Genomic DNA, 21594 nt, shown 5'->3' on the forward strand with positions numbered 1-21594 from the left:
GTGGACTGACCTATTTCGTGACGCGCTAGTCAGACAAATGAGGAGGGCGCCCGACGACGGCGCGGTCGGCTCGTCCGGCGGCCCCGGAGTCGGCCGCCGCCTCGGCCCCCACGGCCCCCACAGCGCCGGCGCGGCCCGCAGAGCTCGCGGAGTCTGCGCCCGCGCCGTGTCGCACACCGGTGTCCGCGCGCATGACGAGCGCGTCCTCGACCGGTGCGAGGTAGTAGCGCCGCCGTCTGCCGATGGGGGCGAAGCCCAGACGGCGGTAGAGCGCCTGGGCGCCCGCGTTCGAGGCGCGCACCTCCAGCAGGACGGCGGTGCAGCCCGCCCGTCGGGCGCGCCGCAGGAGGTGGGCGATCATGGCGGTGGCGACGCCCCGCCTGCGCGCGGCGGGGAGGGTCGCCACGGTCAGCAGGTCGGCGTCGCCGTCGCCGTCGCCGAACCAGAGCCCGGCATAGCCCAGGAGCTCCCCGCCGCCGGCACCGTCTGCACCGCCCGGTGCGGTGCGCGCACCCCCACCGACCCGCTCGACGACGACGTAGCACCGGTCGGCGGCCGGCCCGGAGGCGGCCGCCAGCTCGGCGTGCAGCAGCGCCGGGCTCCAGGCCTCCGCGCCGAACAGGAGGGCCTCTGCGCGGGCGACGGCCCCCAGGTCGTGCCGCCCCATGGGCCTCAGGAGCGCTCCGTCGGGCGGGGCACCCTCCCCCGCCCGGCCTGGCTCCCAAGAACTCCGCTGCGGCGGGCCCGGCGGGCTCTGCGCAGCCACCGGACCCGTCACCGGACCCGCTTGGGCGCGGTGGGCGGCTGCACGTCGGCGTGGCGCAGGTACAGCGGCTCGGCGGGGAGCACCGCTCCCGGTCCGGCGGCCGCGAGCCGGGCCAGGGCGATGCGGCACTGGGCGCGGGCGTCGCCGGAGACGGGCGCGAGAACGGGGCGCCCCGCCGCGATCTGCGGGTACAGCGCCGCGCCGGAGCCGGCCACGGCGTCGACGCCGTCCAGATCGGCGGCCGCGTCGGGGGCCAGCACTGCCGGCTCGTCCATGCGTTCGACGTCGTCGGCGCCCCGGGCGCGGTAGCGGGCGGCATAGACCTCGCGGCGGCGGGCGTCGGTGACCACGAGGACGGCGGCGCTCCCGTCCGCAAACCGGTCGAGAGCGGCCCGCGCGACCGCGTCCAGGCTGGGCACGCCGTGGACGGGGATGCCGCGGGCGCGCCCGAGCGCGCGGGCGGTCACCAGGCCGGCGCGCAGCCCGGTGAAGGGCGCCGGCCCGGTGGCGGCCACGACGGCGTCGAGCCCGCGGTCGGCGACCCCCGGATCTCTCAGAGCCTCGGCGAGCATGACCCCCAGGGACTCCGCGTGGCGCCGGGAGTCGGGCTGCTCGGCGCAGCTGAGCGTCTTCAGGGTCACCCGGCTTCCGAGGTCCGCGTCCGCGACGAGGAGCCGGCTGCCGAAGGAGGAGTCGATGGAGACAATGCGCACGGCCACAGCCTAAATGATTGACTCCGAGGCGGGCGGACCGGGCGACCCGGGCCCCAGTCCGCCGGCTCACGGGGCTCTCACGGGGCCCGGTCGGCGTCCTCGGCGGCCCTCGAGTCGGGGCTCTCGCGCAGGGGGGCCATGACGCGCCGCTCGTGCACGAAGGTGGTGGTGACGATGACCGCGCCGATGGCGAGGACGCCCACGCCCGTGTAGACGATGGCCAGGTCCAGCGTGTGCGAGCCCTTCCGGGTATCGGTCTTGTCTGTGTCGACGATGCCGTGCGCCCGGTCGTGGAGGACCTGGGCGTAGGCCGACAGGCCGACCGGCCCTGCCAGGCCGGTCGCGGCCTGCTCGTCCAGCGCGGTGACGACGTCGTCGGTCAGGGCGTACCAGGCGTCGCTCGCGGCGGGGTCCGCGATGTCCGCGTAGGTGTCAACACCGTCGTCGGCGCCGCCCCCGTCGGCGTCATCCTGCGCCGTGGCCGCCGGGTCCTCCGCGGAGTCCGTCGTCGTCCCCGGCGAGGGCCGCGGTGAGGGCGTGGGCGACGCCGCCGCGGCGGCGGAGGGAGGAGCCGGCTCCCGCAGGACGATGGCCCGCTCGGGCAGCGCCGTCAGGGCGGCCGCGAGCTCGGGGTCGCGCTGCACCATCGCGGACGGCTCGGAGCCGTCGGCCTCGACGACGAGCACGCCGACCGGGCCCTCTGCGGTGGAGATGACGGCGGCCCAGGTGTTCGTCGGATCGGTGGGGTCCTCCAGGTCGGTGGCGTCGAGCACGCCGTCCGACCAGGTCTCGACGTTGACGGGGCTGCCCGCGGAGGCGTCCCGGGCGACCTCCTGGTGGATCATGTCCTGACCCCGGCGGTTGATCCACTCCTGGACCTGGGGGGCCGTCATGCCCGGCGCAGCCGGCTCGGGGGACGGCGGGGAGGTCTGGGCGAGCGCCTGGGGGCCCGCCAGGAGCGCAGCCAGCAGCAGGAGAGCGCCCAGACCGGGAAGCGCGCGCACGAATGGCCCCCTCATGCCTTCAGACGGCTCAGATCGACGTCGGCCCACCGGGGGCCGGTCGCGGCGACGGTCACGGTGCGCCGGGAGTCGTCCGCCTCGGCCAGGTCGGCGACGGCGGTGGAGCCGGGGCGGGCCGCGGGGGCGCCGTCCCCGCTCAGGCCGCCGCGGGGCCGGTCAACGGTGATCTCCAGGCGGTTCTCAGACAGCGCCTCGACCTTGCCGCGCCCCCACTCGACCAGGGTCACGGACTCGTCCATGGAGGAGTCCAGGTCGAGGGCGTCGACCTCCTCCAGGGAGCCCAGGCGGTAGGCGTCCACGTGGATGAGGTCCGGGCCGCCCGCCGGCGCCGGGTGGACGCGGGCGATCGTGAAGGTCGGGGACGACACGCGCCCGCGCACCCCCATGGCGGCGCCCACGCCCTGGGCGAGGGTGGTCTTGCCCGCCCCCAGCGCCCCGGAGAGCACGACGAGGTCGCCGGCCCTCAGCAGGGCGGCCAGGCGAGCCCCCAGGTCCCTGGTGGCATCGGCGTCGGCGGTCTCGATGACCACCTCGCGGCCCCGTTCGTGCGGGGCCCGGCCGCTCATCGCCCCTCCTGGTGCTCGGCCCCGCCCTCGACCGCGGCGACTGGAGCCGACAGCGCGCCCCGGACGGGTCCGGCGTCCCCGGAGCCGTCCAGCCCGCCGCCGCGGGCCACGCGGGGCACGCGGGCGCCCAGGCGGGTGACGATCTCGTAGCCAATGGTGCCGCACGCCTGCGCCCAGTCCTGGGCGGTCGGGGTGGCGGGGTCGGCGCCGGCCGCCGTCGGATCGCCCCACAGCACGGCGAGGTCGCCCGCCGCGGCCGGCGCCCCGCCGCCGTCGTCGGGCCCCAGGTCGATGACGACCTGGTCCATGCACACCCTGCCGACCACGCTCGTGCGCACGCCGTTGACGGCGACGGGGCCGGCCGAGGAGGCGGTGCGCGGCAGGCCGTCGGCGTAGCCGAGCGGGACGAGGCCCAGCCACCGGTCGGTGGGCGCCGTCCACGTGCCGCCGTAGGAGACGGCCCGGCCCGCGGGCACGCGCTTGACCTGCGTCAGGGGCGCCTCCAGCCGCATGACGGGGCGCAGCCCCAGCTCGTCCACGGTGGCGACGCCCGGGTCGGGCGACAGCCCGTACAGGCCGATGCCCGCGCGCACCAGGTCCAGGCGGGCGGCGGGGTGCCACAGGAGCCCGCCGGTGGCCGCCAGGTGACGCACGCGCGGGCTCAGTCCGGCCTCGCGCACGACCTGCTCGGCGGCGCGGAAGCGGGACAGGTGCTCCTCGGTGGAGCCGGAGGCGGGCTCGTCGGCGCGCGAGAGGTGGGACCACAGGCCGACCACCTCGACGTCGCCCGCCTCCTGGGCCCCGCGCGCGGCGTCGGCCAGCGCTGGCAGCCCGGAGGCGACGGCGCCGGCCCGGGACATGCCGGTGTCGACCTTGAGATGGATGCGGGCGGGCGTCGCACCGGGGCGGGCGGCGCGGCCTGCGGCTCCGGCCGCGGCCACCGCCGCGAGCTGGCCGGTGGTGGACGCCGACAGGTCGAGGTCCGCCTCCAGGGCGGCGCGAAGCGGGGAGCCGGGGACGGCGGCCCGCTCGGGAGAGAGTACCGGGGCGAGCCAGCACAGCAGGCGCGGGTGCCCGGGGTCGGGGTCGCGTCCCGGGAGCGGGCGGGCGACGCCGGAGGCGTCGAGCAGGCCGCGCAGGTGGAGCGCCTCGGCGAGCTGGGCGACGCCGAGCCAGGTGGCGCCCGCCCGCAGGCAGGTCAGGGCCACCGGCCCCAGGCCGTGCCCGTAGGCGTCGGCCTTGACCACGGCCATCCAGGGCACGCCGGCGACGTCGGCCAGGACGCGGGCGTTGTGGGCCAGCGCGTCCAGGTCGATGACGGCCCGCGACGTAGCGGCGGGCCCGGCGGGTCCTGCGAGCTCTGCGGGGGCGGCGGGCGGGGCGGGTGCTGAGCGGGTCACGAGGCCCATCCTCCCACCGCGGCGCAGGCATGGGGCAGGTGGTCGGCCAGGTCGAGGGCGGCCAGCGGGCGGCCGGGCGGGGCGTCGCGCAGGCCCGAGGCGAGCTCGGCGGCCACGGCGTGGAGGCGCACGGCCAGCGCAGCGCACTGGGGGACGTCGACGGCGGGGCCGCCGCGCTCGGCGTCGCACTGCGCGGCCGCCAGCACGGTGCCGAGGACCCCCGCCAGCGCGTCGCCGCTGCCGGCGGTGGCCAGCCACCCGGGCCCGGCGTCCACGGACAGCAGGCGCGGGCGCGCGGAGCCGGCGGGCGCGGAGGGGGCGTCAGGCGCAGCGATGAGCGTCGGCGCACCCTTGAGCAGGACGGTGCCCCCGGTCAGCCGGGCCAGCTCGAGGGCGCACGCGGCCGGCGCCGCCTCGACCCGGGCGCGGCTGGTCGGCCCGCCCAGCGTCGTCAGGAGGGCGGCGGCCTCCCCCGCGTGCGGTGTCAGGACGTGCGCGGGGGCGCAGCGCATCCCGCCCCGCAGGCGCTCGGCGAGCAGCAGGAGGGCGCCGGCGTCGAAGACGGCGGGCAGGGGCCCGCGGGCCGGGTCCGCGGGCGCCGCCGGGTCCGGCCCGCCGTCGTCATCCAGCGCCCTGACCACCACGGCGTCGAGCTCGGCGCCGCGCACGACGTCGGCCGGGTCGGTGCCCGGCCCGATGACGAGGGCCTGGCAGCGGCCGGGCGCGGGGACGACCTCGGGGCGGCGGGCCAGGACGAGGTCCTCCACGCGGTGCGGCGCGCTCAGGCGGACCATCCCGGCCCCGCAGCGCGCGGCCGCCGAGGCGGTCAGGACCGCGGCCCCGGGGTAGGTCCGGCTGCCGGCCCACAGGCCGACCACGCCGCGGGTGTACTTGTGGTCGGCGTCGCCGGGGACGCGCAGGAGGCGCCCGAGGTCGGCGTCGGCGGGCCGCGAGGCGACGACGGCGCCGGGGTCCGCGGGGACGGGCAGGCCGAGGTCGGCCACCTCGACGCGCCCGCAGGCGCCGGCCGCGGGCGGCAGGATGTGGGCGCCCTTGAGGCAGGTGAAGGTGACCGACAGGTCCGCTGCCAGGACGGGGCCTGCCACGGTCCCGTCGTCCACGCCGGCGCCCGAGGGCAGGTCGACCGCCATGACCCGGAAGGGCCGCGCCCCCCGCCGCCCCGCCGCGGCCAGGGGCGCCACCAGGGCGGCCGCGCGGGCGCGCAGGGGGCCGGTCGCGCCGATGCCGGTCAGGCCGTCGATGACGAGGGCGGTCCCGCCGGCGGCGGCGCGCTCGCAGGCCGCCGCGGGCTCCGGGGCGGGGCGCACCCCGGCGCGCTCCGCCTCCCGCAGCGCGCCCGCGTGGGGGTGATCGGTGGCCAGCGCCGCGGTGACGGCGCAGCCGCGCCGGGCCAGCAGGGCACCCGCCAGCAGGGCGTCGCCGCCGTTGTGCCCGCCGCCGACCAGGAGGAGGACGTCGCGGCCGGTCGCGCGGCCCGCAGCGCCGCGCAGCTCGCGCGCGGCCGCGAGCGCGAGGGCGCGGGCGGCCAGGTGCATGTAGCGGTCCGTCGAGGCGGTCAGGCCGCGCTCGGCCCGGGCGACGGCCTCGGCGCGGTAGGCGGTGGCCGGCGAGAGGGTCGGGGAGGTGGGAGGCGCGGTGCTCACTGTGCTCACGGCCCCAATAGTGTCACCGGGCGGCGCCTGCGCGCGGCCTCACGCGCCCGGTCCGGCCGCGGGCCGGCGATCTCGTGGCCTGCGGCGCGGAGCCGGACCGGCCTCGGCGCGGGTTCCGACCGGTCTCGGCGCGGGAGGGCACACTGGCGGGTGTGATTCTGGGAATCGGCACGGACCTGGTCGCCGTCGGGAGGCTGGAGGCCCGCCTCGTATCCGTCCCGGCACTGGCCGGGCGCCTCTTCACCCCCCAAGAGCGCGCCGCCTGCGCCGGGCGCGCCACCTGCCTGGCGGGCCGGTTCGCGGCCAAGGAGGCGGTGGTCAAGGCGCTCGGCTCGGCCCTGGCGGAGGCGGGCCGGGGCGCGCCGAGCGGCTGGCGCTACACCGACGTCGAGGTCGTCTCCGCCCCCGGCGCCCCGCCGCGGCTGGCCCTGCACGGGGTCGCGCGGGCCACCGCGGCCGGGCTGGGGGTCGCCGGCTGGCGCCTGTCCCTGACGCACGACGACGGCCGGGCCCTCGCCTTCGTCATCGCCGAGGGCGGTGGCGAGGGCCCTGACGCCCCGGGGAGCCGCGCCGCGCCGGGCGCCCCCGTCACTCCACGGTGACGGACTTGGCCAGGTTGCGCGGCTGGTCGACGTCCAGGCCCTTGGCCTTGGCCAGGGCGGCCGCGAAGATCTGCAGCGGGACGACCGTGAGCAGCGGCCACATGAGCGTCGGCGTGGCCGGGACGCGGATGACGTGGTCGGCGAAGGGCGTGACCGCCTCGTCGCCCTCCTCGGCGATGACAATGGTGCGGGCGCCGCGGGCGCGGACCTCCTGGATGTTGGAGATGACCTTGTCGTGCAGGACGGGGCGGCGCGGCGTGGGCACGATGACGAAGACCGGCAGGCCGTCCTCCACCAGGGCGATGGGGCCGTGCTTGAGCTCGCCGGCGGCGAAGCCCTCGGCGTGGACGTAGGCGAGCTCCTTGAGCTTGAGCGCCCCCTCCAGGGCGACGGGGAAGCCGACGTGCCTCCCCAGGAAGAGGAAGGAGGCCCGGTCCGCCAGCATTGCGCCGAGCTCTTGGACGTCCTCCTCCTGCTCGTTCAGGAGCCGCTGGATCCTGGCGGGCATCCGCTCGAGCTGGGCCAGGTAGTCGGCGACCTCGTCGTGCCACTTGTTGCCGCGCAGCTGGGCCAGGTAGAGGCCCAGCAGGTAGCAGGCGGTGATCTGGGCGAGGAAGGCCTTGGTGGAGGCCACGGCGACCTCCGGCCCGGCGTGGGTGTACAGGACGGCGTCGGCCTCGCGGGCGATGGTCGAGCCGTAGGTGTTGACGATCGCCAGGACGCGCGAGCCCTGCTCGCGGGCGTGGCGCACCGCCTGGATGGTGTCCATGGTCTCCCCGGACTGGGAGATGGCCACGGTGAGGGTCTTCTCGCTCACGATGGGGTCGCGGTAGCGGAACTCGTGGGCGAGCTCGATCTCGACGGGAATGCGGCACCAGTGCTCGATGGCGTACTTGGCGACGTGCCCGGCGTAGGCGGCGGTGCCGCAGGCGACGACGATAATCTTGTCCACGCTGCGCAGCACGGAGGCCTCGATGCGCATCTCGTCCAGGATGAGGTCGCCCGCCTCGTTCACGCGTCCGCGCAGGGTGTCGGCCACGGCGGTGGGCTGGTCGTGGATCTCCTTGTCCATGAAGGTCTCGTAGCCGCCCTTGACGGCGGCCGAGGCGTCCCAGGAGACCTCCCAGGCGGCGGGCTCGACGGCGGTCCCGTCGGCGTCCCACACGCGGACCTCGTCGGCGGTCAGCAGCAGGACCTGGTCGTCGTCGACCTCGGCGGCGCGCCTGGTGAAGGCGACGAAGGCGGCCACGTCGCTGCCCAGGAAGTTCTCGCCCTCGCCCAGGCCGATGACCAGGGGGCTGGAGCGGCGGGCGGCGACGATGGCGCCGGGGGCCAGAGATGTGACGGCCAGGAGCGCGAAGGCGCCCTCCAGGCGGGAGGTGACCGCGCGCATGGACTCCACGAGCAGGGCGGCGACGCCGGCCTCCTCCAGGGCCTCGCCGGCGGCGTCGAGGCGGGCGGCCAGGTCGAGGTCGAGCAGGTGGGCGACGACCTCGGTGTCGGTGGCCGACAGCAGCTCGCGGCCGGCTGCCTCCACCTCGGCGCGCAGGGAGCGGAAGTTCTCAATGATGCCGTTGTGGACGACGGCGACGCTGCCGGCCCGGTGCGGGTGGGCGTTGACCGTCGTCGGGCCGCCGTGGGTCGCCCAGCGCGTGTGGCCGATGCCGCAGACCGCGGGGGGAGGCGGGGCGGCCGCCAGCGCCCCGCGCAGGTTGTCGAGCTTGCCCGCGGCCTTGACGACGTCGAGCCCGCCGGGGCCCACGAGGGCGACGCCGGCGGAGTCGTAGCCGCGGTACTCCAGGCGCCCCAGGCCGTCCATGAGGACGGCCAGGGAGCGCTCGGACGGGGTCGGGGGGCCGACATGGCCGACAATTCCACACATGGGGATGATGGAATCACGCCCGCCCCTACGAGACAACGGGTCATCCTCCGTATCACGTGAGACCTGCGGCATTCCGGGGCGCACGGTGCTCGCGCCTGAGCGGCGCCCGTGCGGATGCGTCAGACTTGGGCGGTGAGCTCCGCGCCGTCCCCCTACATCGAGTTCAGCCGCAACCAGTGGCGCGCACTCGCCTCGACCACTCCCCTGCCCCTGACCCAGGCCGACGTCGAGAAGCTGCGGGGCCTGGGGGACCCGATCGACCTGGCGGAGGTCGACGTCGTCTACCGGCCGTTGACGGCGCTGCTGGAGGACTACATCGCCACCTCCCGCGAGCGGGCCCGGCGCATCTCGGACTTCCTGGGGGTGGGCCCGCACCCGACGCCCTTCGTCATCGCCGTGGCCGGCTCGGTGGCGGTGGGCAAGTCGACGACGGCCCGCCTCATCGCCCACCTGCTGGCCCGCTTCCCCCAGACCCCGCAGGTCACGCTGGTGACCACCGACGGCTTCCTGCTGCCCAACGCGGTGCTGGAGGAGCGCGGGCTCAGCGCCCGCAAGGGCTTCCCGGAGTCCTACGACCGGCGGGCCCTGCTCGACTTCGTCGCGGCGGTCAAGTCGGGGGCCGAGCGGGTCGAGGCGCCGGTGTACTCGCACACCGTCTACGACATCGTGCCCGGGGGCTCCGTCGTGGTCGAGCGGCCCGACGTCCTGGTGCTGGAGGGGCTCAACGTCCTCCAGCCGGCGCCGCGCCCCCGCCGGGTCGACCGCGGATCCGGCCCGGCGGAGCGCGAGGCGGACGCCCCGGCGCTGGCCGTCAGCGATTTCATCGACTTCTCCATCTACGTGGACGCCGACCCCGAGGATATCCGCCGCTGGTACCTCGACCGGTTCCTCACGCTCAAGCGCACGGCCTTCAGAGAACCGGGCTCCTATTTCCAGCGCTATGCCACTATCCGCGACGACATCGCCGTGGCCGCGGCCAACGAGGTCTGGGAGAGCATCAACCTGGTCAATCTGCGCGAGAACATCGCTCCGACCCGGGGGCGGGCCACCCTGGTGCTGCACAAGGACTCCCAGCACCATATGCACCGGGTTCTGCTGCGTAAGATCTGAGTCCTGCCCGAATACTGTCTGGGTGCCGCCGGGTCGGCGCCGCCCCGGCGGCACCGCGCATTCCCCCGCCCCCCTCGGAACCACTGCCCATTTCCGCCCCACGGCCGAGTCCGCGCTCAAGAGCGCCCCATGTTGAAACCGACCAAGTTCCACGACATAACAACGGCACGGCTCAGCCTGAAAACCGCTTGCGTGTGACAGTATCGGCGCCATGAGCAGCACCGCCGATATCAGCAGCAATAACCCGGGTGATAACACGTCCTCCGGCCCCCGGCCGGCCGGCGCCCACGACGGCCGCAACGTTTACGACGTCGTGGTCATCGGCGCGGGCCCGGCCGGGGAGAACGTCGCCCAGTACGCCACCCAGGGAAGCGGACTGAGCGCCGTGCTCATTGAGGGCGGGCTGGTGGGCGGGGAGTGCTCGTACTACGCCTGCATGCCGAGCAAGGCCCTGCTCCGCCCCCTGGAGGTGGCCGCCGCCAGCGCCCACCTCACGGGCCTGGAGGCCGCCAGGATCTCGGTGCCCGGGCTGCTCGAGCGCCGTGACACGTGGGTGTCCCGCTACGACGACGCCGGGCAGGTGTTCTGGGCGGCCAGCGCGGGCATCGACGTGATACGCGGCTGGGCGCGCCTGGACGGGGAGCGCCGGGTGGTGGTGAGCACGCCCGAGGGCCTGCGCCTGCTGGAGGCCCGCCACGCCGTCGTCCTGGCCACCGGCTCGCACCCCGTCATCCCCCCCGAGCTGCAGGGCGTGCACGCGTGGGGGTCCCGCGACGTGACGGCCGTTCAGGAGGTGCCCAGCCGGTTCGTCATCGTCGGCGGCGGCGTGGTGGCCTGCGAGGCCGCGACCTGGATGTCCGCTCTGGGCAGCACGGTGACCATGCTGGTGCGGGGGCCGCGCCTGCTGAGCAGGGCCGAGCTCTTCGCCTCGAAGATCGTCACCGAGGCCCTGACCGAGCGCGGCATCAGGGTGGTCGCCGGGGCCCGGGTGTCCTCCTGCGAGCGGATCCAGGCCACCGACCGCGGCCTGGGCCGCCTCCACGGCGGCGCGGTTCGCGTGGCCTGCGGCCAGGAGGTCTTCGACGCCGACGAGGTCCTGGTCTCCACTGGGCGCAGGCCCGCCCTGAGCGGAGTCGGCCTGGACACGGTGGGGTTGAGCCCCGACGACGTCGTCGCCGGCATGCTCCCGGAGTGGCTCTACGCGGTGGGGGACGCCAGCGGCCAGGCGACGCTGACCCACATGGGCAAGTACCAGGCCCGGATCGTGGGCGAGCGGATCGGGGCGCGCGCCGCCGGGTGGGCGCCCGAGCCGGTGCCCACCGACGTCCCGATCCCCCAGGTGGTCTTCACCGACCCGCAGGTGGCCTCCAGCGGGCTGACGCAGGCGCAGGCGCGCGACGCGGGCATGAACATCGTCACCGCGCGCGTCGCCTACACCTCCGCCGCCGGCGCCGCCCTGCTGCGCGACGACGCCCAGGGGGAGGCGGGCCTCGTGGTGGACCGCGCCAGCCGCACCGTCGTGGGCGCCACCTTCGTGGGGCCGGAGGCCGGAGAGCTCGTCCACGCCGCCACCATCGCCATCACGGCCAAGGTCCCGATCCCGCTGCTGCGCCACGCCGTGCCGGCCTACCCCACCGCCAGCGAGATCTGGCTGCGCCTCATCGAGTCCCTGCCCGCCGACATTCTCCACCCCGGCCAGTAGCGCCGGCCGGAGCCCCGGGCGCGGGGCGGTCGGCCCGCGGGCGCGTGCGGCGCGCCGGTCGCCCGGCGGGCGCTCACACGCACCACTCGCACCGCTTCGGCCCCAGGGGCATCGTGCGTCTCCTGCAGTCGCCGCTTCCGCGTCTCAGTACCCATCTGCACCCATCTGCACCCATCTGCACCCATCAGTGTCCGTCGGCACCCGCGCGCACGTGGAAGGATGTGGGGTGTTCGCGACACCTATCGCACAGGAGGAATCCGCTCATGACACGACTCTTCGGCACTGACGGCGTGCGAGGCCTGGCCAACGACCTGCTCACCCCGGCCCTGGCCGTCCAGCTCGGAGAGGCCGCGGCCCGCGTCCTGACCCGGGACACCCCGGCCTCCAAGCGCTCCCGCTCCGGGCGTCCGCGCGCCATCGTCGGCCGCGACACGCGCGCCAGCGGCGAGTTCCTCGACCACGCCATCAGCGCGGGCCTGGCCTCCTCGGGGGTCGACGTCACCCGTGTCGGCGTCCTGCCCACCCCGGCCATCGCCCACCTGACCGCCACGCAGGACATCGACCTGGGCGTCATGATCTCCGCCTCCCACAACCCCTTCCAGGACAACGGCATCAAGTTCTTCGCCCGCGGCGGCTACAAGCTCGAGGACGCCGTCGAGGACGAGATCGAGTCCCTGCTGGGCAAGGTCGAGGACCTGCCGACCGGCGCCGGCGTGGGCCGCGTCGTCAAGGGCGAGACGGTCGCCGACCGGAACTACATCAACCACCTCGTGGACTCCGTGGCCACCGACCTGTCGGGGCTGCGCATCGTCGTGGACGCCTCCAACGGCGCCGCCAGCAATGTCGGTCCCGCCGCCCTGCGCGCCGCCGGGGCCGAGGTCATCGCCATCAACGCCTCCCCGGACGGCCTCAACATCAACGCCGACTGCGGCTCCACCCACCCCGAGCAGCTCCAGAGCTACGTGCGCTCCGTGGGCGCCGACATGGGCGTGGCCTACGACGGCGACGCCGACCGCTGCCTGGCCGTCGACACCGAGGGCAACCTCGTCGACGGCGACCAGATCATGGGCATGCTCGCCGTGGGCATGAAGGCCGACGGCACGCTCGGCTCCGACACGCTCGTGGTGACCGTCATGAGCAACCTCGGCCTCCTCCTGGCCATGCGAGAGCACGGCATCCGCATCATCCAGACTGGCGTGGGCGACCGCTACGTGCTGGAGAAGATGCTTCAGGGAGGCTTCACCCTGGGCGGCGAGCAGTCCGGCCACGTCATCGACACCATCCACGCCACCACCGGGGACGGGGTGCTCACCTCCCTGCGGGTCGCCGCCCGCCTCAAGCGCACCGGCAGGACCCTGGCCGAGCTGGCGAGCATTGTCACGCGCCTGCCCCAGACCCTCATCAACGTCAAGGGCGTCGACAAGGCCGCCGCGGGCACCAACCGGGCCGTCCAGGACGCCGTCGCTGACGCCGAGGCCGGGCTCGGCGAGACCGGGCGCGTCCTGCTGCGCCCCAGCGGCACCGAGCCGCTCGTGCGCGTCATGGTGGAGGCCGCCACCCAGGACGAGGCGGACTCCGTGGCCCGCTCCCTGGCCGAGGTCGTGAAGGCCAACCTCGCCCTGTGAGCCCCGCGCGCCCCGGGGCCGGCGGCGGCTCCGGGCCCCGGGAGCCCTCCGCCTACCCGCTGTCCCTGCTGGGGGCCGAGCCGGCCTGGCGCGGCAGGGCGCTCAGCGGCCGTCCCCTCGGTCTCCTCGCCGCCCTGGCGGACTGCGAGGAGGCCCGTATGGGCGACGGCGCGATCATTGAGGCCCTGTGGCCCGAGGACGCCCCGGCGCGCCCGCTGCGGGCCCTGCACGTCGTCGTCTCCCGCGTGCGCGCCCTGGTGGGGGACGGCGTGGTCGAGCGCGTCGACGGCGGCTACCGGCTGGCCCTCGCCGCCGCGGACGTCGATGCCCGCGACCTGGCTGCCCGGGCCGAGGCGGCCCGCGCCTGCGCCGCGGCGGGCCGGTGGTCCCGGGTCCTGGAGCTGACGGACGGCCTGCCCCGCCCGCCCGAGGGCGGGGCCGTAGCCGCCCCGGCCCAGGGCCCTCCCCGCCGGCCGACGACGCGAGCGGGCTCGCGGCGCGCCGGCGGCGCCCTCCCGCCGGGCCCCCTGGCCCGGCTCCGCGAGCGCGCCGCCGCCCACGCCGCGGCCGCAGGGCGCGCACGCGCCCTCGCCCTGGAGGCCACCGGCGAGCACTGGCGGGCGGCGCCCCTGCTGCGCGCCGCCGTCGAGGACGATCCCGGAGACGAGACCGTCCTGGCCGCGCTCATGCGCGCCGAGGCCTGGACGCGCTCGCCCGCGGCCGCCCTGGAGATCTACGAGGGCTACCGCCTGCGTCTGCGCGAGCGGGGGGCCGTGCCCGGTCCGGCGGTGCGCGCCGCCCACGAGGCGGCCCTGGCCGCGGAGAACCCGGTGCGCCGTGGGCTGGAGCCCGCGCCCGACCACTTCCTGGGCCGCGAGGACGACGTCGCGGCCGTCGGCAAGGCCCTGAGCACCCGCCGCCTGGTCACCATCACCGGGCCGGGCGGCGTCGGGAAGACCACGCTCGCCCAGGCCGTGGCGGCCCGCAGCCGCCGCCCCGCCGTGTACGTCGTCGCCCTGGCCGACGTCGCCCCTGGGGCCGACCTGGTGCGGGTCCTGCTCGACGCGCTGGGGAGCCCGCCGGTCGCCGACGCCGAGGCGCGCAGGTCGCTGACCGCCGCCCTGGCCGCCCCGGGGACGCTCCTCGTCCTGGACAACTGCGAGCACCTGGCGGAGGAGGTGACCGGCCTCATCGGCCCGCTCCTGGCGGCCTGCGCGGACCTGCGGGTGCTGGCCACCTCGCGCCGTCGGCTGGACCTGGGGGCCGAGCGCGTCCACCGCCTGGAGCCCCTGGATGCCGCCTCCAGCGCCGGTCTCTTCCGGGCCCGCGCCCTGGCCGCCCGGCCCGACCAGATGATCGACGAGGCGGACCTCGAGGGGCTCCTGGGCCGCCTGGAGGGTATCCCCCTGGCCATCGAGCTGGCGGCCGCCCGGACCCGTACCCTGTCCGTGGGCCAGATCGCGGCCCGGCTGCCCGGGCGCCCGGGGCTGCTGGCGGGTGCGCGCGACGCTCCGGCGCGCCAGCGCACCCTGAGAGCCGTCATCGCCTGGTCCTGGGACCTGCTCGACGATTCCGAGCGACGCGGCCTGGCGAGCCTGGCGCTGCTGCCCGACGGCTTCACCCTCGCCGCCGCCGAGGCCCTCGTCGGGCCCGGGGCCGCCGACATTCTCGACGCCCTGGCGGGCCACTGCCTGCTCAATGTGCGCGACCGCGGCATCCCCCGCTTTCACATGCTCGTCACCGTCAGGGACTTCGCCCTGGCCCGGCTGGCCGGCTCCGGCGGCGAGGCGGCCGCCCGGCGCCGCCTGCACGACTGGGTGGTCGCAGTGTGCTCCGAGGTCCGCCTGCCCTTGGGGGCACGCAGCTTCGGCGACATCGACAGCCCGCAGGCCGAGCGGCAGAACCGCGTCTTCCAGCAGCTGATCGACGACGAGGCCGTCGTGGTCCAGGAGCTCGAGCACGTGCTGCAGCAGGTGGCGGCCGGCGGACCCGGCCGGGACGACGACTCGGACGCCGCCTGCCTCATCGGCGCCGCCCTCATGCGGCTGTGGAGCGTCACCTGGAGCTATGACCGCCTGGCCGACTACGCGCCGCGCCTGGTCGAGCTGGCCGCGCTGCCGGCCCGGAGCCTGCGAGGCAACGAGGCCCGGCTCAGCCTCCTGGCCCTGCACGCCGGCCTCTCCGGGCTACTCGGCCCTCTGCCCGAGCAGGCCGGTGAGAGCCTGCCCCGCTCCTTCGACGGCGAGGGGCCGATGGCGCGGGTCCGGCGCTTCCTGCGCTCCCCGGCCCGGCAGTGGCCGGACCTGGTCCACGACGCCGATCCGTGGGTGGCCTGGATCGCCGGCCGCTGCCTGTCCGCCCAGCTGGAGAACGAGGGCAGGCCGCAGGCCGCCCTGGATGTCGTCGAGACGCTCCGCGGCCGGCTGCGGGGAGCGGACCTGGCCGGGATCTACCTGCTCGAGCTGAGCGCCAGCCGCCTCCAGGTGCTCATGACACTGGGCAGGTACGGGCAGGTGGCCGACGAGTGCACCCGGGCGCTGGCGCTGGTGGACCGCCTGCTGCCGGCCTGGGGCGCCTCCTACCGGGAGGCACTACAGCTGGAGAGGGCCTACTGCCAGGTCTGTGCCAGCCCTCATGCGGACCTGGCCGCCGGCCTCCTGGCCTCGACCGACCTCACCGGCCTGCCCGGCACCCTGCGCTTCGTGGCCCGGTCCGTCAGCGGCGAGCTGGAGCTGGTTCAGGGGCGCACCCGCGAGGCCGCCCTCATCCAGCGCGAGAGCATGCGCTACGCCGGGAGGTGGCGCACCATTATGGGCGCGGGGTCCCCGTGGGAGCTCTACATCCTGGGCATGTGCCTGGTCACCGACGTCGAGCTCGATCGGGACGACGCGGCGGAGCTCGACGCCTCCGGCATCCGCGCCCGGGCAGTGCCCCTCCTGCGCGACATGCTGGCCGATCCCGCCCCCCGGCAGCGCGACGTGCCCGCCGTCATGGCCTTCGCCGCGGCCGTGGGGCTGTCAGTCATGGCGGGCGCCGGGCAGGAGGAGGGCCCGGCGGGCTGGGACGGCAGCCGGGGTGCGGACCGGAGGGCCGCCGGCGCCGAGCTGGTGGCCACCGCCCTGGCCGTGGGCACCAACCAGACCTGCCGCCTGCTCTCCCACGGCTACCTGCGCACCCGCGCCCGGGCGCTGGACGACCGGGCAATGGCCGTGGCCGAGGAGCGGGCGCGGCACCTGGACCGCGCCCGGCTGCTCACCCGCGCGGCCGGCCTCGCCCGCCGTCTGGCGGACGAGGCCGGCTGAGCGGGCCCGCGAGGACCCCGGATCAGGCATTGCGCCGCTGGTAGCGGGCGATCGTCCACGGGGCCATGACCGCCAGGACCAGGAGCGAGCCGATGATGGCCGAGCGCACGTCGGCCGCCGATCCCGTCCCGTCCAGCAGGTAGCGGCAGCCGCCCACAATGTGCGAGACCGGGTTGTTGCGGGTGAAGGCCTTGAGCCAGCCCGGCAGCGTCGAGGTGGGCACCATGGCGTTGGACAGGAAGGTCAGGGGGAACAGGACGATCACCGCGAAGGAGGTGACCGCCTGCGACGAGGAGAAGAGCGTCCCCAGGAACAGGAACCCCCAGGCGATGGCCCAGGCGCAGCCGCCGGCCAGGACGACGGCGCCGGCGGCTCCCGACCAGCCGTTGACCGGGCGGTAGCCCATGACCGCGCCGGTGGCGATCGTCAGCGAGGTGCAGATGAGGTAGCGCAGCACGTCGGCCACCATGGGGCCCAGAACCGGGGCGATGCGCGACATCGGCATGGTGCGGAAGCGGTCGAAGACCCCCTTGTCCATGTCCTCGCGCAGGTCCACGCCCACGCTCTGGCTGGTGGTGAGCGCGTTGATGATCACCAGGCCGGAGACGATCGTGGGCAGGTAGGCCTTGACGTCCCCGGCGATGGCCCCGCCGAAGAGCTGACCGAACATGACGGTGAAGATCACCGGCTGGATGAGGATGTCGTAGGACTCCCCGGGGTTGCGCACCATGGTGATCAGGGAGCGCCAGGCCATGGCGGCGGTGTCCGGGACCAGTCGCGCCTCGCTGAAGCGGGAGGCGGCGGGGCGGTAGGCGGTTGTGGGGGCGGTTGCGGTCGTAGAGGCGGTGGAGGTCATGACTGCTCCCGGTTCTCGGAGGGGCGGGCGGATGAGGGGCGCGGCAGGGGGCGCGTGGCGGACGATGACGGCGCGGGGACCGAGGGCCCGGCCGGCGCCGGGGGCTTCTCCTCGGAGTGATCCCGGGGCCCGCCGGTCAGGGCCATGAAGACCGAGTCCATGCTGGGGCGGTCCACCGAGACGGTCCTGGGCGGCAGGCCGGCGTCGCGCAGGGCCACGAGCACCTCGGTGGCCACGGCCGCCTCGCTCAGGGGTGTCTGGAGGCGGGCTCCCTGGTCGATGATCGCGGGGGCGCGGCCGGTCACCCGCTCGATGATCGCGGCGGTGGCGGCCCGGTCGCCGGGCGCGGTCGGGGTCAGGACGAGGGCGCTGCTGCCCACCCGGTCCTTGAGCTCGTCGGCCGTGCCCTCGGCGATGAGCCGGCCGTCGTCGATAATGCCGATGCGGTGGGCCAGCCGGTCGGCCTCCTCCAGGTACTGGGTGGTCAGCAGGATGGTGGAGCCGCCGGCCACCAGGGAGCGGATGACGTCCCACATCTGCTCGCGGGTGCGCGGGTCCAACCCGGTGGTGGGCTCGTCGAGGAAGACCAGCGGGGGTGCGGCGATGAGCGAGACGGCCAGGTCGAGCCTGCGTCGCATGCCGCCGGAGTAGCCGCTGACCCGCTTGCCGCCGGCCCCGGTCAGGGCGAAGGAGGCCAGCAGCTCATCGGCCCGCTCGCGCGCCCGGCGCCGGCCCAGCCCCAACAGGCGGCCGAAGAGCCGGAGGTTCTCAACCCCGGTGAGTATCTCGTCGACGCTGGCGTACTGGCCGGTCACCCCGATGACGCTGCGCACGGCGTGGCGCTCGGCCACGACGTCGTGCCCCAGGACCCGGGCGCTGCCGCCGCTGGGCGCCAGCAGCGTGGTGATCATGCGCAGGGCCGTGGACTTGCCGGCGCCGTTGGGGCCGAGCAGGCCGTAGACGATGCCGGTGGGGATCGTCAGGTCCAGGGAGTCGACGGCTGTGAAGGAGCCGAAGGTGCGGGTCAGGCCGTCGGTCTCGACGGCCGGCGGCGAGGACGCCCGGGAAGGCGATGTCTGCGTTGCTGTCTGAGCTGTCATACCCACGAGGGTGGGCCCCCGCGGTTTCAGACCGCCTTCGCCCCGGCTTCACGGGTGCCCCCGCCCGCTCACTCCAGGGCCCGGATGATCGCCTCCACCGTCTCCTTGGCGTCGCCGAAGAGCATGGAGGTGTTCTCCTTGAGGAACAGCGGATTCTGCACGCCCGCGTAGCCGGTGGCCATGGAGCGCTTGAACACCACGACCTGTGCGGCCTCCCACACGCGCAGCACCGGCATGCCGGCGATCGGCGAGCCGGGCTCCTCGGCCGCGGGGTTGACGGTGTCGTTGGCGCCGATGACCAGGACGATGTCGACCCTGCCGAAGTCGTCATTGATCTCGTCCATCTCCAGGACGATGTCGTAGGGGACCTTCGCCTCGGCCAGGAGCACGTTCATGTGCCCGGGAAGGCGCCCGGCGACGGGGTGGATGCCGAAGGCGACCTCGATCCCCTCGCCCCGCAGCATCTCGGCGAGCGTGGCGACGGGGTACTGCGCCTGGGCCACCGCCATCCCGTACCCGGGGGTGACGACGACGCGCCGTGCCGCCTGCAGGTCGTGGGCCACGCGGGAGGGGTCGGTCCGGTGGACCGCGCCCTGCTGCCCGTCACCCCGGGCTGGGGCGCCGGAGTCGGTTCCGAAGCCGCCCAGCAGCACGGAGACGAAGGAGCGGTTCATGGCCCGGCACATGAGGTAGGACAGGTAGGCGCCCGAGGAGCCCACCAGCGCGCCGGTGATAATGAGCAGGTCATTGTTGACCATGAAGCCGGTGAAGGCCGAGGCCCATCCCGAGTAGGAGTTCATAATGGACACCACCACCGGCATGTCGCCGCCGCCGATGGCGACCACCAGGTGGATTCCCAGCAGGAGGGCGAGCGCCGTCATGACCGCCAGGCACGTCCAGGCGGCCCTCGAGCCCTGCGGCAGGACCACGAAGGCGACCATGAGCCCCAGGCACGCCACCAGCACGAGCAGGTTGAGCAGGTTGCGCCCCGGCAGCGTCAGCGGTCGCCCCGGGATGCGACCGGCGAGCTTGAGGGCGGCGAGCACCGAGCCGGTGAAGGTCACCGCCCCCACGAAGACGCCCAGGAACACCTCCCCCAGGTGGAAGGCGCCCAGCGACTCGGCCAGAGGGTCGGGCTGGACGTAGGAGCTGTACCCGACGAGCACGGCGGCCAGCCCCACCAGGCCGTTGAGGACGGCGATGAGCTGGGGCATGCCGGTCATGGCGACCCGTCCGGCGAGCGCCAGCCCGATGACCGCGCCCAGGCCCAGCGCCAGGGCGATGAGGAGGGCGGTGACGACGACGCCCTGCCCGGGCCCGGTGGCCAGGGTCAGTCCGGCCACGGCGGCGACGGCGACCGCCATGCCGAACGCGCCGGCGACGTTGCCGGCCACGGCCGTCTCGTGCCGGGACAGTCCGGCGGCCGCGAGGATGAACAGGATGGCGGCGGCCACGTAGGCCAGGGCGATCGGGGAGGCGAGGCCCGTGGCGGACACGGTCGGCTCAGCCGGCGCGGTCAGTGCGGCCGGCGCGGTCAGCGCAGTCAGCACGGTCTCAGCCCTTCCTGAACATGGCGAGCATGCGGTGCGTGACCGCGAAGCCGCCGAAGACGTTGATGGTGGCCAGCACGGTCGCCGCGAAGGCGACGGCGGCGATGCGCGGGTCCGCGTTGCCGATCTGCGAGATCGCGCCGAGCAGGATGATGCCCGAGATGGCGTTGGTCACCGACATCAGCGGCGTGTGCAGGGCGGGGGTGACGTTCGAGATGACGTGGAAGCCCAGGATGATCGACAGCGCGAGCACGATGTAGTGGCTGGTGGCCGCCGCCGGGGTGATGAGGACGAGGGCGGCGGCCAGGGCGACGACGAGTCCGAGCACGATCCGGCGTCGGCGGGAGCGGGGCCGGTCCTGCGCGACCGGCGCCTCCGCCGCGTCGGGTCCGCCGGGCTGCTCGGCCTCGGCGGGCCCGCCGGCGGCGCTCGGAGCGGCCGACACGCTCACGGGCGGCGGCGGCCACAGGATCTCGCCGTCATGGCAGACGGTGATGGTGCGGACCACCTCGTCGTCCAGGTCCAGCGCGAGCGCCCCGTCCCCGGCCGGGGTCATCAGGTCCAGCAGGTTGACGAGGTTCTGGCTGTAGAGCAGGGAGGACTGCAGCGGCAGGCGGGAGGCCAGGTCGGTGAGGCCGACGACGGCGACGCCGCCCCCGGTGGTGACCACCCGGCCGGGGACCGTCAGCTCGGTGTTGCCGCCCGTGCCCGCGGCCATGTCGATGACGACAGAGCCCGGCCGCATGCCCTCGACCGCCTCCCGGTCGAGCAGCAGCGGGGCCCGGCGCCCGGGGATGGCGGCCGTGGTGATGACCACGTCGGCCTGCGCGGCCTCGTCGGCGTACAGGGCGGCAGCGGCGGCGGCCTGGTCGGCGGCCATCTCGGTGGCGTACCCGTCCCGGGACTCCTCCTGCGCGGCGGGCAGGGGGACGAAGCTCGCGCCCATGGACTCCACCTGCTCGGCGACCTCGGGGCGCACGTCGGTGCCGCGCACGACGGCGCCCAGCGAACGGGCGGCGCCGATCCCGGCCAGCCCCGCCACGCCGGCGCCGATGACGTAGACGCGCGCGGGCTCGAACTTGCCCGCCGCCGTCACCTGCCCTCCCAGGGGGCGGCCCAGGTGCGCCGCGGCCTCGATGACGGCGCGGTAGCCGGCCAGGTTCGCCTGGGAGGAGAGCACGTCCATGGCCTGGGCCCGGGACAGGCGCGGCACGGCGTCCACCGCGAGCGCGGTGAGGTCGCGCGCCCTCAGGTTCTCCAGCAGCCCGGGGCGACGGGCCGGGTCCAGCCTGCTGATGAGTATCGCGCCGCGGCGCATGAGGCCCAGCTCCCGGCTCGACGGCGTGTGGGCGGCCAGGACCACCTCGCACCCCCACGCCGCCTCCGCATCGACCAGGTCCGCGCCCGCCTCCCGGTAGTCGTCGTCGGGGATGTGGGCGACGGTCCCGGCGCCGCGCTCGACACGGACCGTGTACCCCAGGGAGACCAGCTTCTCCACCGACTGCGGCGTGGCGGCGATGGGCGCCTGCTCCGGCTGCTCGTGAGGGACTCCTATGTCCATGACCTCTCCTCGTGGCCGCAGGTGGAAGGGGCCGCGGCAAGGGCGGCGGCCCCGCCACGGGTGGATGAGGAGAACTTTAAGGGGCGTGTCAATACATGCCGGTAATATCCGTGATAGGGACGTGATGACCCGGGCGGGGCCATGAGGGGACGACGGCGCCCCGC

At 75.5% G+C, this 21594-nt stretch carries 16 protein-coding genes; 5 read left to right on the top strand and 11 right to left on the bottom strand.

Translation table 11 applies throughout. The features are described 5' to 3' along the window. Positions 1–25 precede the first annotated feature (25 nt). The 6 genes from AIF0345_RS12305 to AIF0345_RS12330 form a co-directional block, all read right to left on the bottom strand. Positions 26–667 (bottom strand): GNAT family N-acetyltransferase, encoded by a 642-nt coding sequence (locus AIF0345_RS12305; RefSeq protein ID WP_285296314.1) that lies wholly within the window; start codon positions 665–667, stop codon positions 26–28. A 107-nt stretch (positions 668–774) separates the two neighbouring features. Beyond that, a complete protein-coding gene (tsaB, locus tag AIF0345_RS12310; protein WP_285296316.1) occupies positions 775–1479 on the bottom strand; it encodes a tRNA (adenosine(37)-N6)-threonylcarbamoyltransferase complex dimerization subunit type 1 TsaB in 705 nt (234 codons plus the stop codon). 77 nt (positions 1480–1556) lie between these two features. Further along, positions 1557–2498: a hypothetical protein gene (locus AIF0345_RS12315; protein WP_285296318.1), complete on the bottom strand. Its 942-nt coding sequence runs from the start codon at positions 2496–2498 to the stop codon at positions 1557–1559. Then, a complete protein-coding gene (tsaE, locus tag AIF0345_RS12320) occupies positions 2495–3067 on the bottom strand; it encodes a tRNA (adenosine(37)-N6)-threonylcarbamoyltransferase complex ATPase subunit type 1 TsaE (RefSeq protein WP_285296320.1) in 573 nt (190 codons plus the stop codon). Before tsaE ends, AIF0345_RS12315 begins: the two co-directional genes overlap by 4 nt. After that, positions 3064–4476, bottom strand: coding sequence for an alanine racemase (alr, locus tag AIF0345_RS12325; RefSeq protein WP_285296321.1), 1413 nt, complete (start codon positions 4474–4476; stop codon positions 3064–3066). Before alr ends, tsaE begins: the two co-directional genes overlap by 4 nt. After that, a complete protein-coding gene (locus AIF0345_RS12330) occupies positions 4464–6140 on the bottom strand; it encodes a bifunctional ADP-dependent NAD(P)H-hydrate dehydratase/NAD(P)H-hydrate epimerase (protein ID WP_285296322.1) in 1677 nt (558 codons plus the stop codon). The genes alr and AIF0345_RS12330 overlap by 13 nt, the downstream gene beginning before the upstream one ends. 152 nt (positions 6141–6292) lie before the next feature. Between AIF0345_RS12330 and AIF0345_RS12335 the strand changes: the two genes are divergently transcribed. Next, the gene (locus AIF0345_RS12335) at positions 6293–6742 is read left to right on the top strand and encodes a holo-ACP synthase (RefSeq protein WP_285296323.1); all 450 of its coding nucleotides are present in this window, start codon (positions 6293–6295) and stop codon (positions 6740–6742) included. On the opposite strand, the gene glmS is transcribed toward AIF0345_RS12335, so the two are convergent. Then, a complete protein-coding gene (glmS, locus tag AIF0345_RS12340) occupies positions 6729–8624 on the bottom strand; it encodes a glutamine--fructose-6-phosphate transaminase (isomerizing) (protein ID WP_268918747.1) in 1896 nt (631 codons plus the stop codon). The genes AIF0345_RS12335 and glmS overlap by 14 nt on opposite strands. A gap of 114 nt (positions 8625–8738) precedes the next feature. On the opposite strand from glmS, the gene coaA reads away from it, so the two are divergent. From coaA to AIF0345_RS12360, 4 genes are all read left to right on the top strand, one after another. Next, positions 8739–9734, top strand: a complete 996-nt coding sequence (gene coaA / locus AIF0345_RS12345; protein ID WP_229118281.1) for a type I pantothenate kinase — start codon at positions 8739–8741, stop codon at positions 9732–9734. Positions 9735–9945: 211 nt separating this feature from the next. Next, positions 9946–11436 carry a dihydrolipoyl dehydrogenase family protein gene (locus tag AIF0345_RS12350; RefSeq protein ID WP_285296325.1) on the top strand — a complete coding sequence of 497 codons (1491 nt, stop codon included), beginning with the start codon at positions 9946–9948 and terminating at the stop codon, positions 11434–11436. Between the two features lie 263 nt (positions 11437–11699). Next, positions 11700–13061 carry a phosphoglucosamine mutase gene (gene glmM / locus AIF0345_RS12355; protein ID WP_268918749.1) on the top strand — a complete coding sequence of 454 codons (1362 nt, stop codon included), beginning with the start codon at positions 11700–11702 and terminating at the stop codon, positions 13059–13061. Beyond that, positions 13058–16363, top strand: a complete 3306-nt coding sequence (locus AIF0345_RS12360; protein ID WP_285296327.1) for an ATP-binding protein — start codon at positions 13058–13060, stop codon at positions 16361–16363. The genes glmM and AIF0345_RS12360 overlap by 4 nt, the downstream gene beginning before the upstream one ends. 22 nt (positions 16364–16385) lie before the next feature. Here the strand turns inward: AIF0345_RS12360 and AIF0345_RS12365 are convergent, their stop codons facing one another. From AIF0345_RS12365 to AIF0345_RS12380, 4 genes are all read right to left on the bottom strand, one after another. Continuing rightward, positions 16386–17219, bottom strand: a complete 834-nt coding sequence (locus AIF0345_RS12365) for an ABC transporter permease (RefSeq protein WP_043558612.1) — start codon at positions 17217–17219, stop codon at positions 16386–16388. Beyond that, the gene (locus tag AIF0345_RS12370; RefSeq protein ID WP_285296328.1) at positions 17216–18319 is read right to left on the bottom strand and encodes an ATP-binding cassette domain-containing protein; all 1104 of its coding nucleotides are present in this window, start codon (positions 18317–18319) and stop codon (positions 17216–17218) included. The genes AIF0345_RS12365 and AIF0345_RS12370 overlap by 4 nt, the downstream gene beginning before the upstream one ends. A gap of 68 nt (positions 18320–18387) precedes the next feature. Beyond that, entirely contained in the window at positions 18388–19839 is a 1452-nt protein-coding gene (locus AIF0345_RS12375) for an NAD(P)(+) transhydrogenase (Re/Si-specific) subunit beta (protein ID WP_404976013.1), read from the bottom strand. Between the two features lie 34 nt (positions 19840–19873). Further along, positions 19874–21430 (bottom strand): Re/Si-specific NAD(P)(+) transhydrogenase subunit alpha, encoded by a 1557-nt coding sequence (locus AIF0345_RS12380; RefSeq protein WP_285296330.1) that lies wholly within the window; start codon positions 21428–21430, stop codon positions 19874–19876. Positions 21431–21594 lie beyond the last annotated feature (164 nt).

Source organism: Actinomyces israelii (assembly GCF_030253495.1).
GTDB classification, from domain to species: Bacteria; Actinomycetota; Actinomycetes; order Actinomycetales; family Actinomycetaceae; genus Actinomyces; species Actinomyces israelii.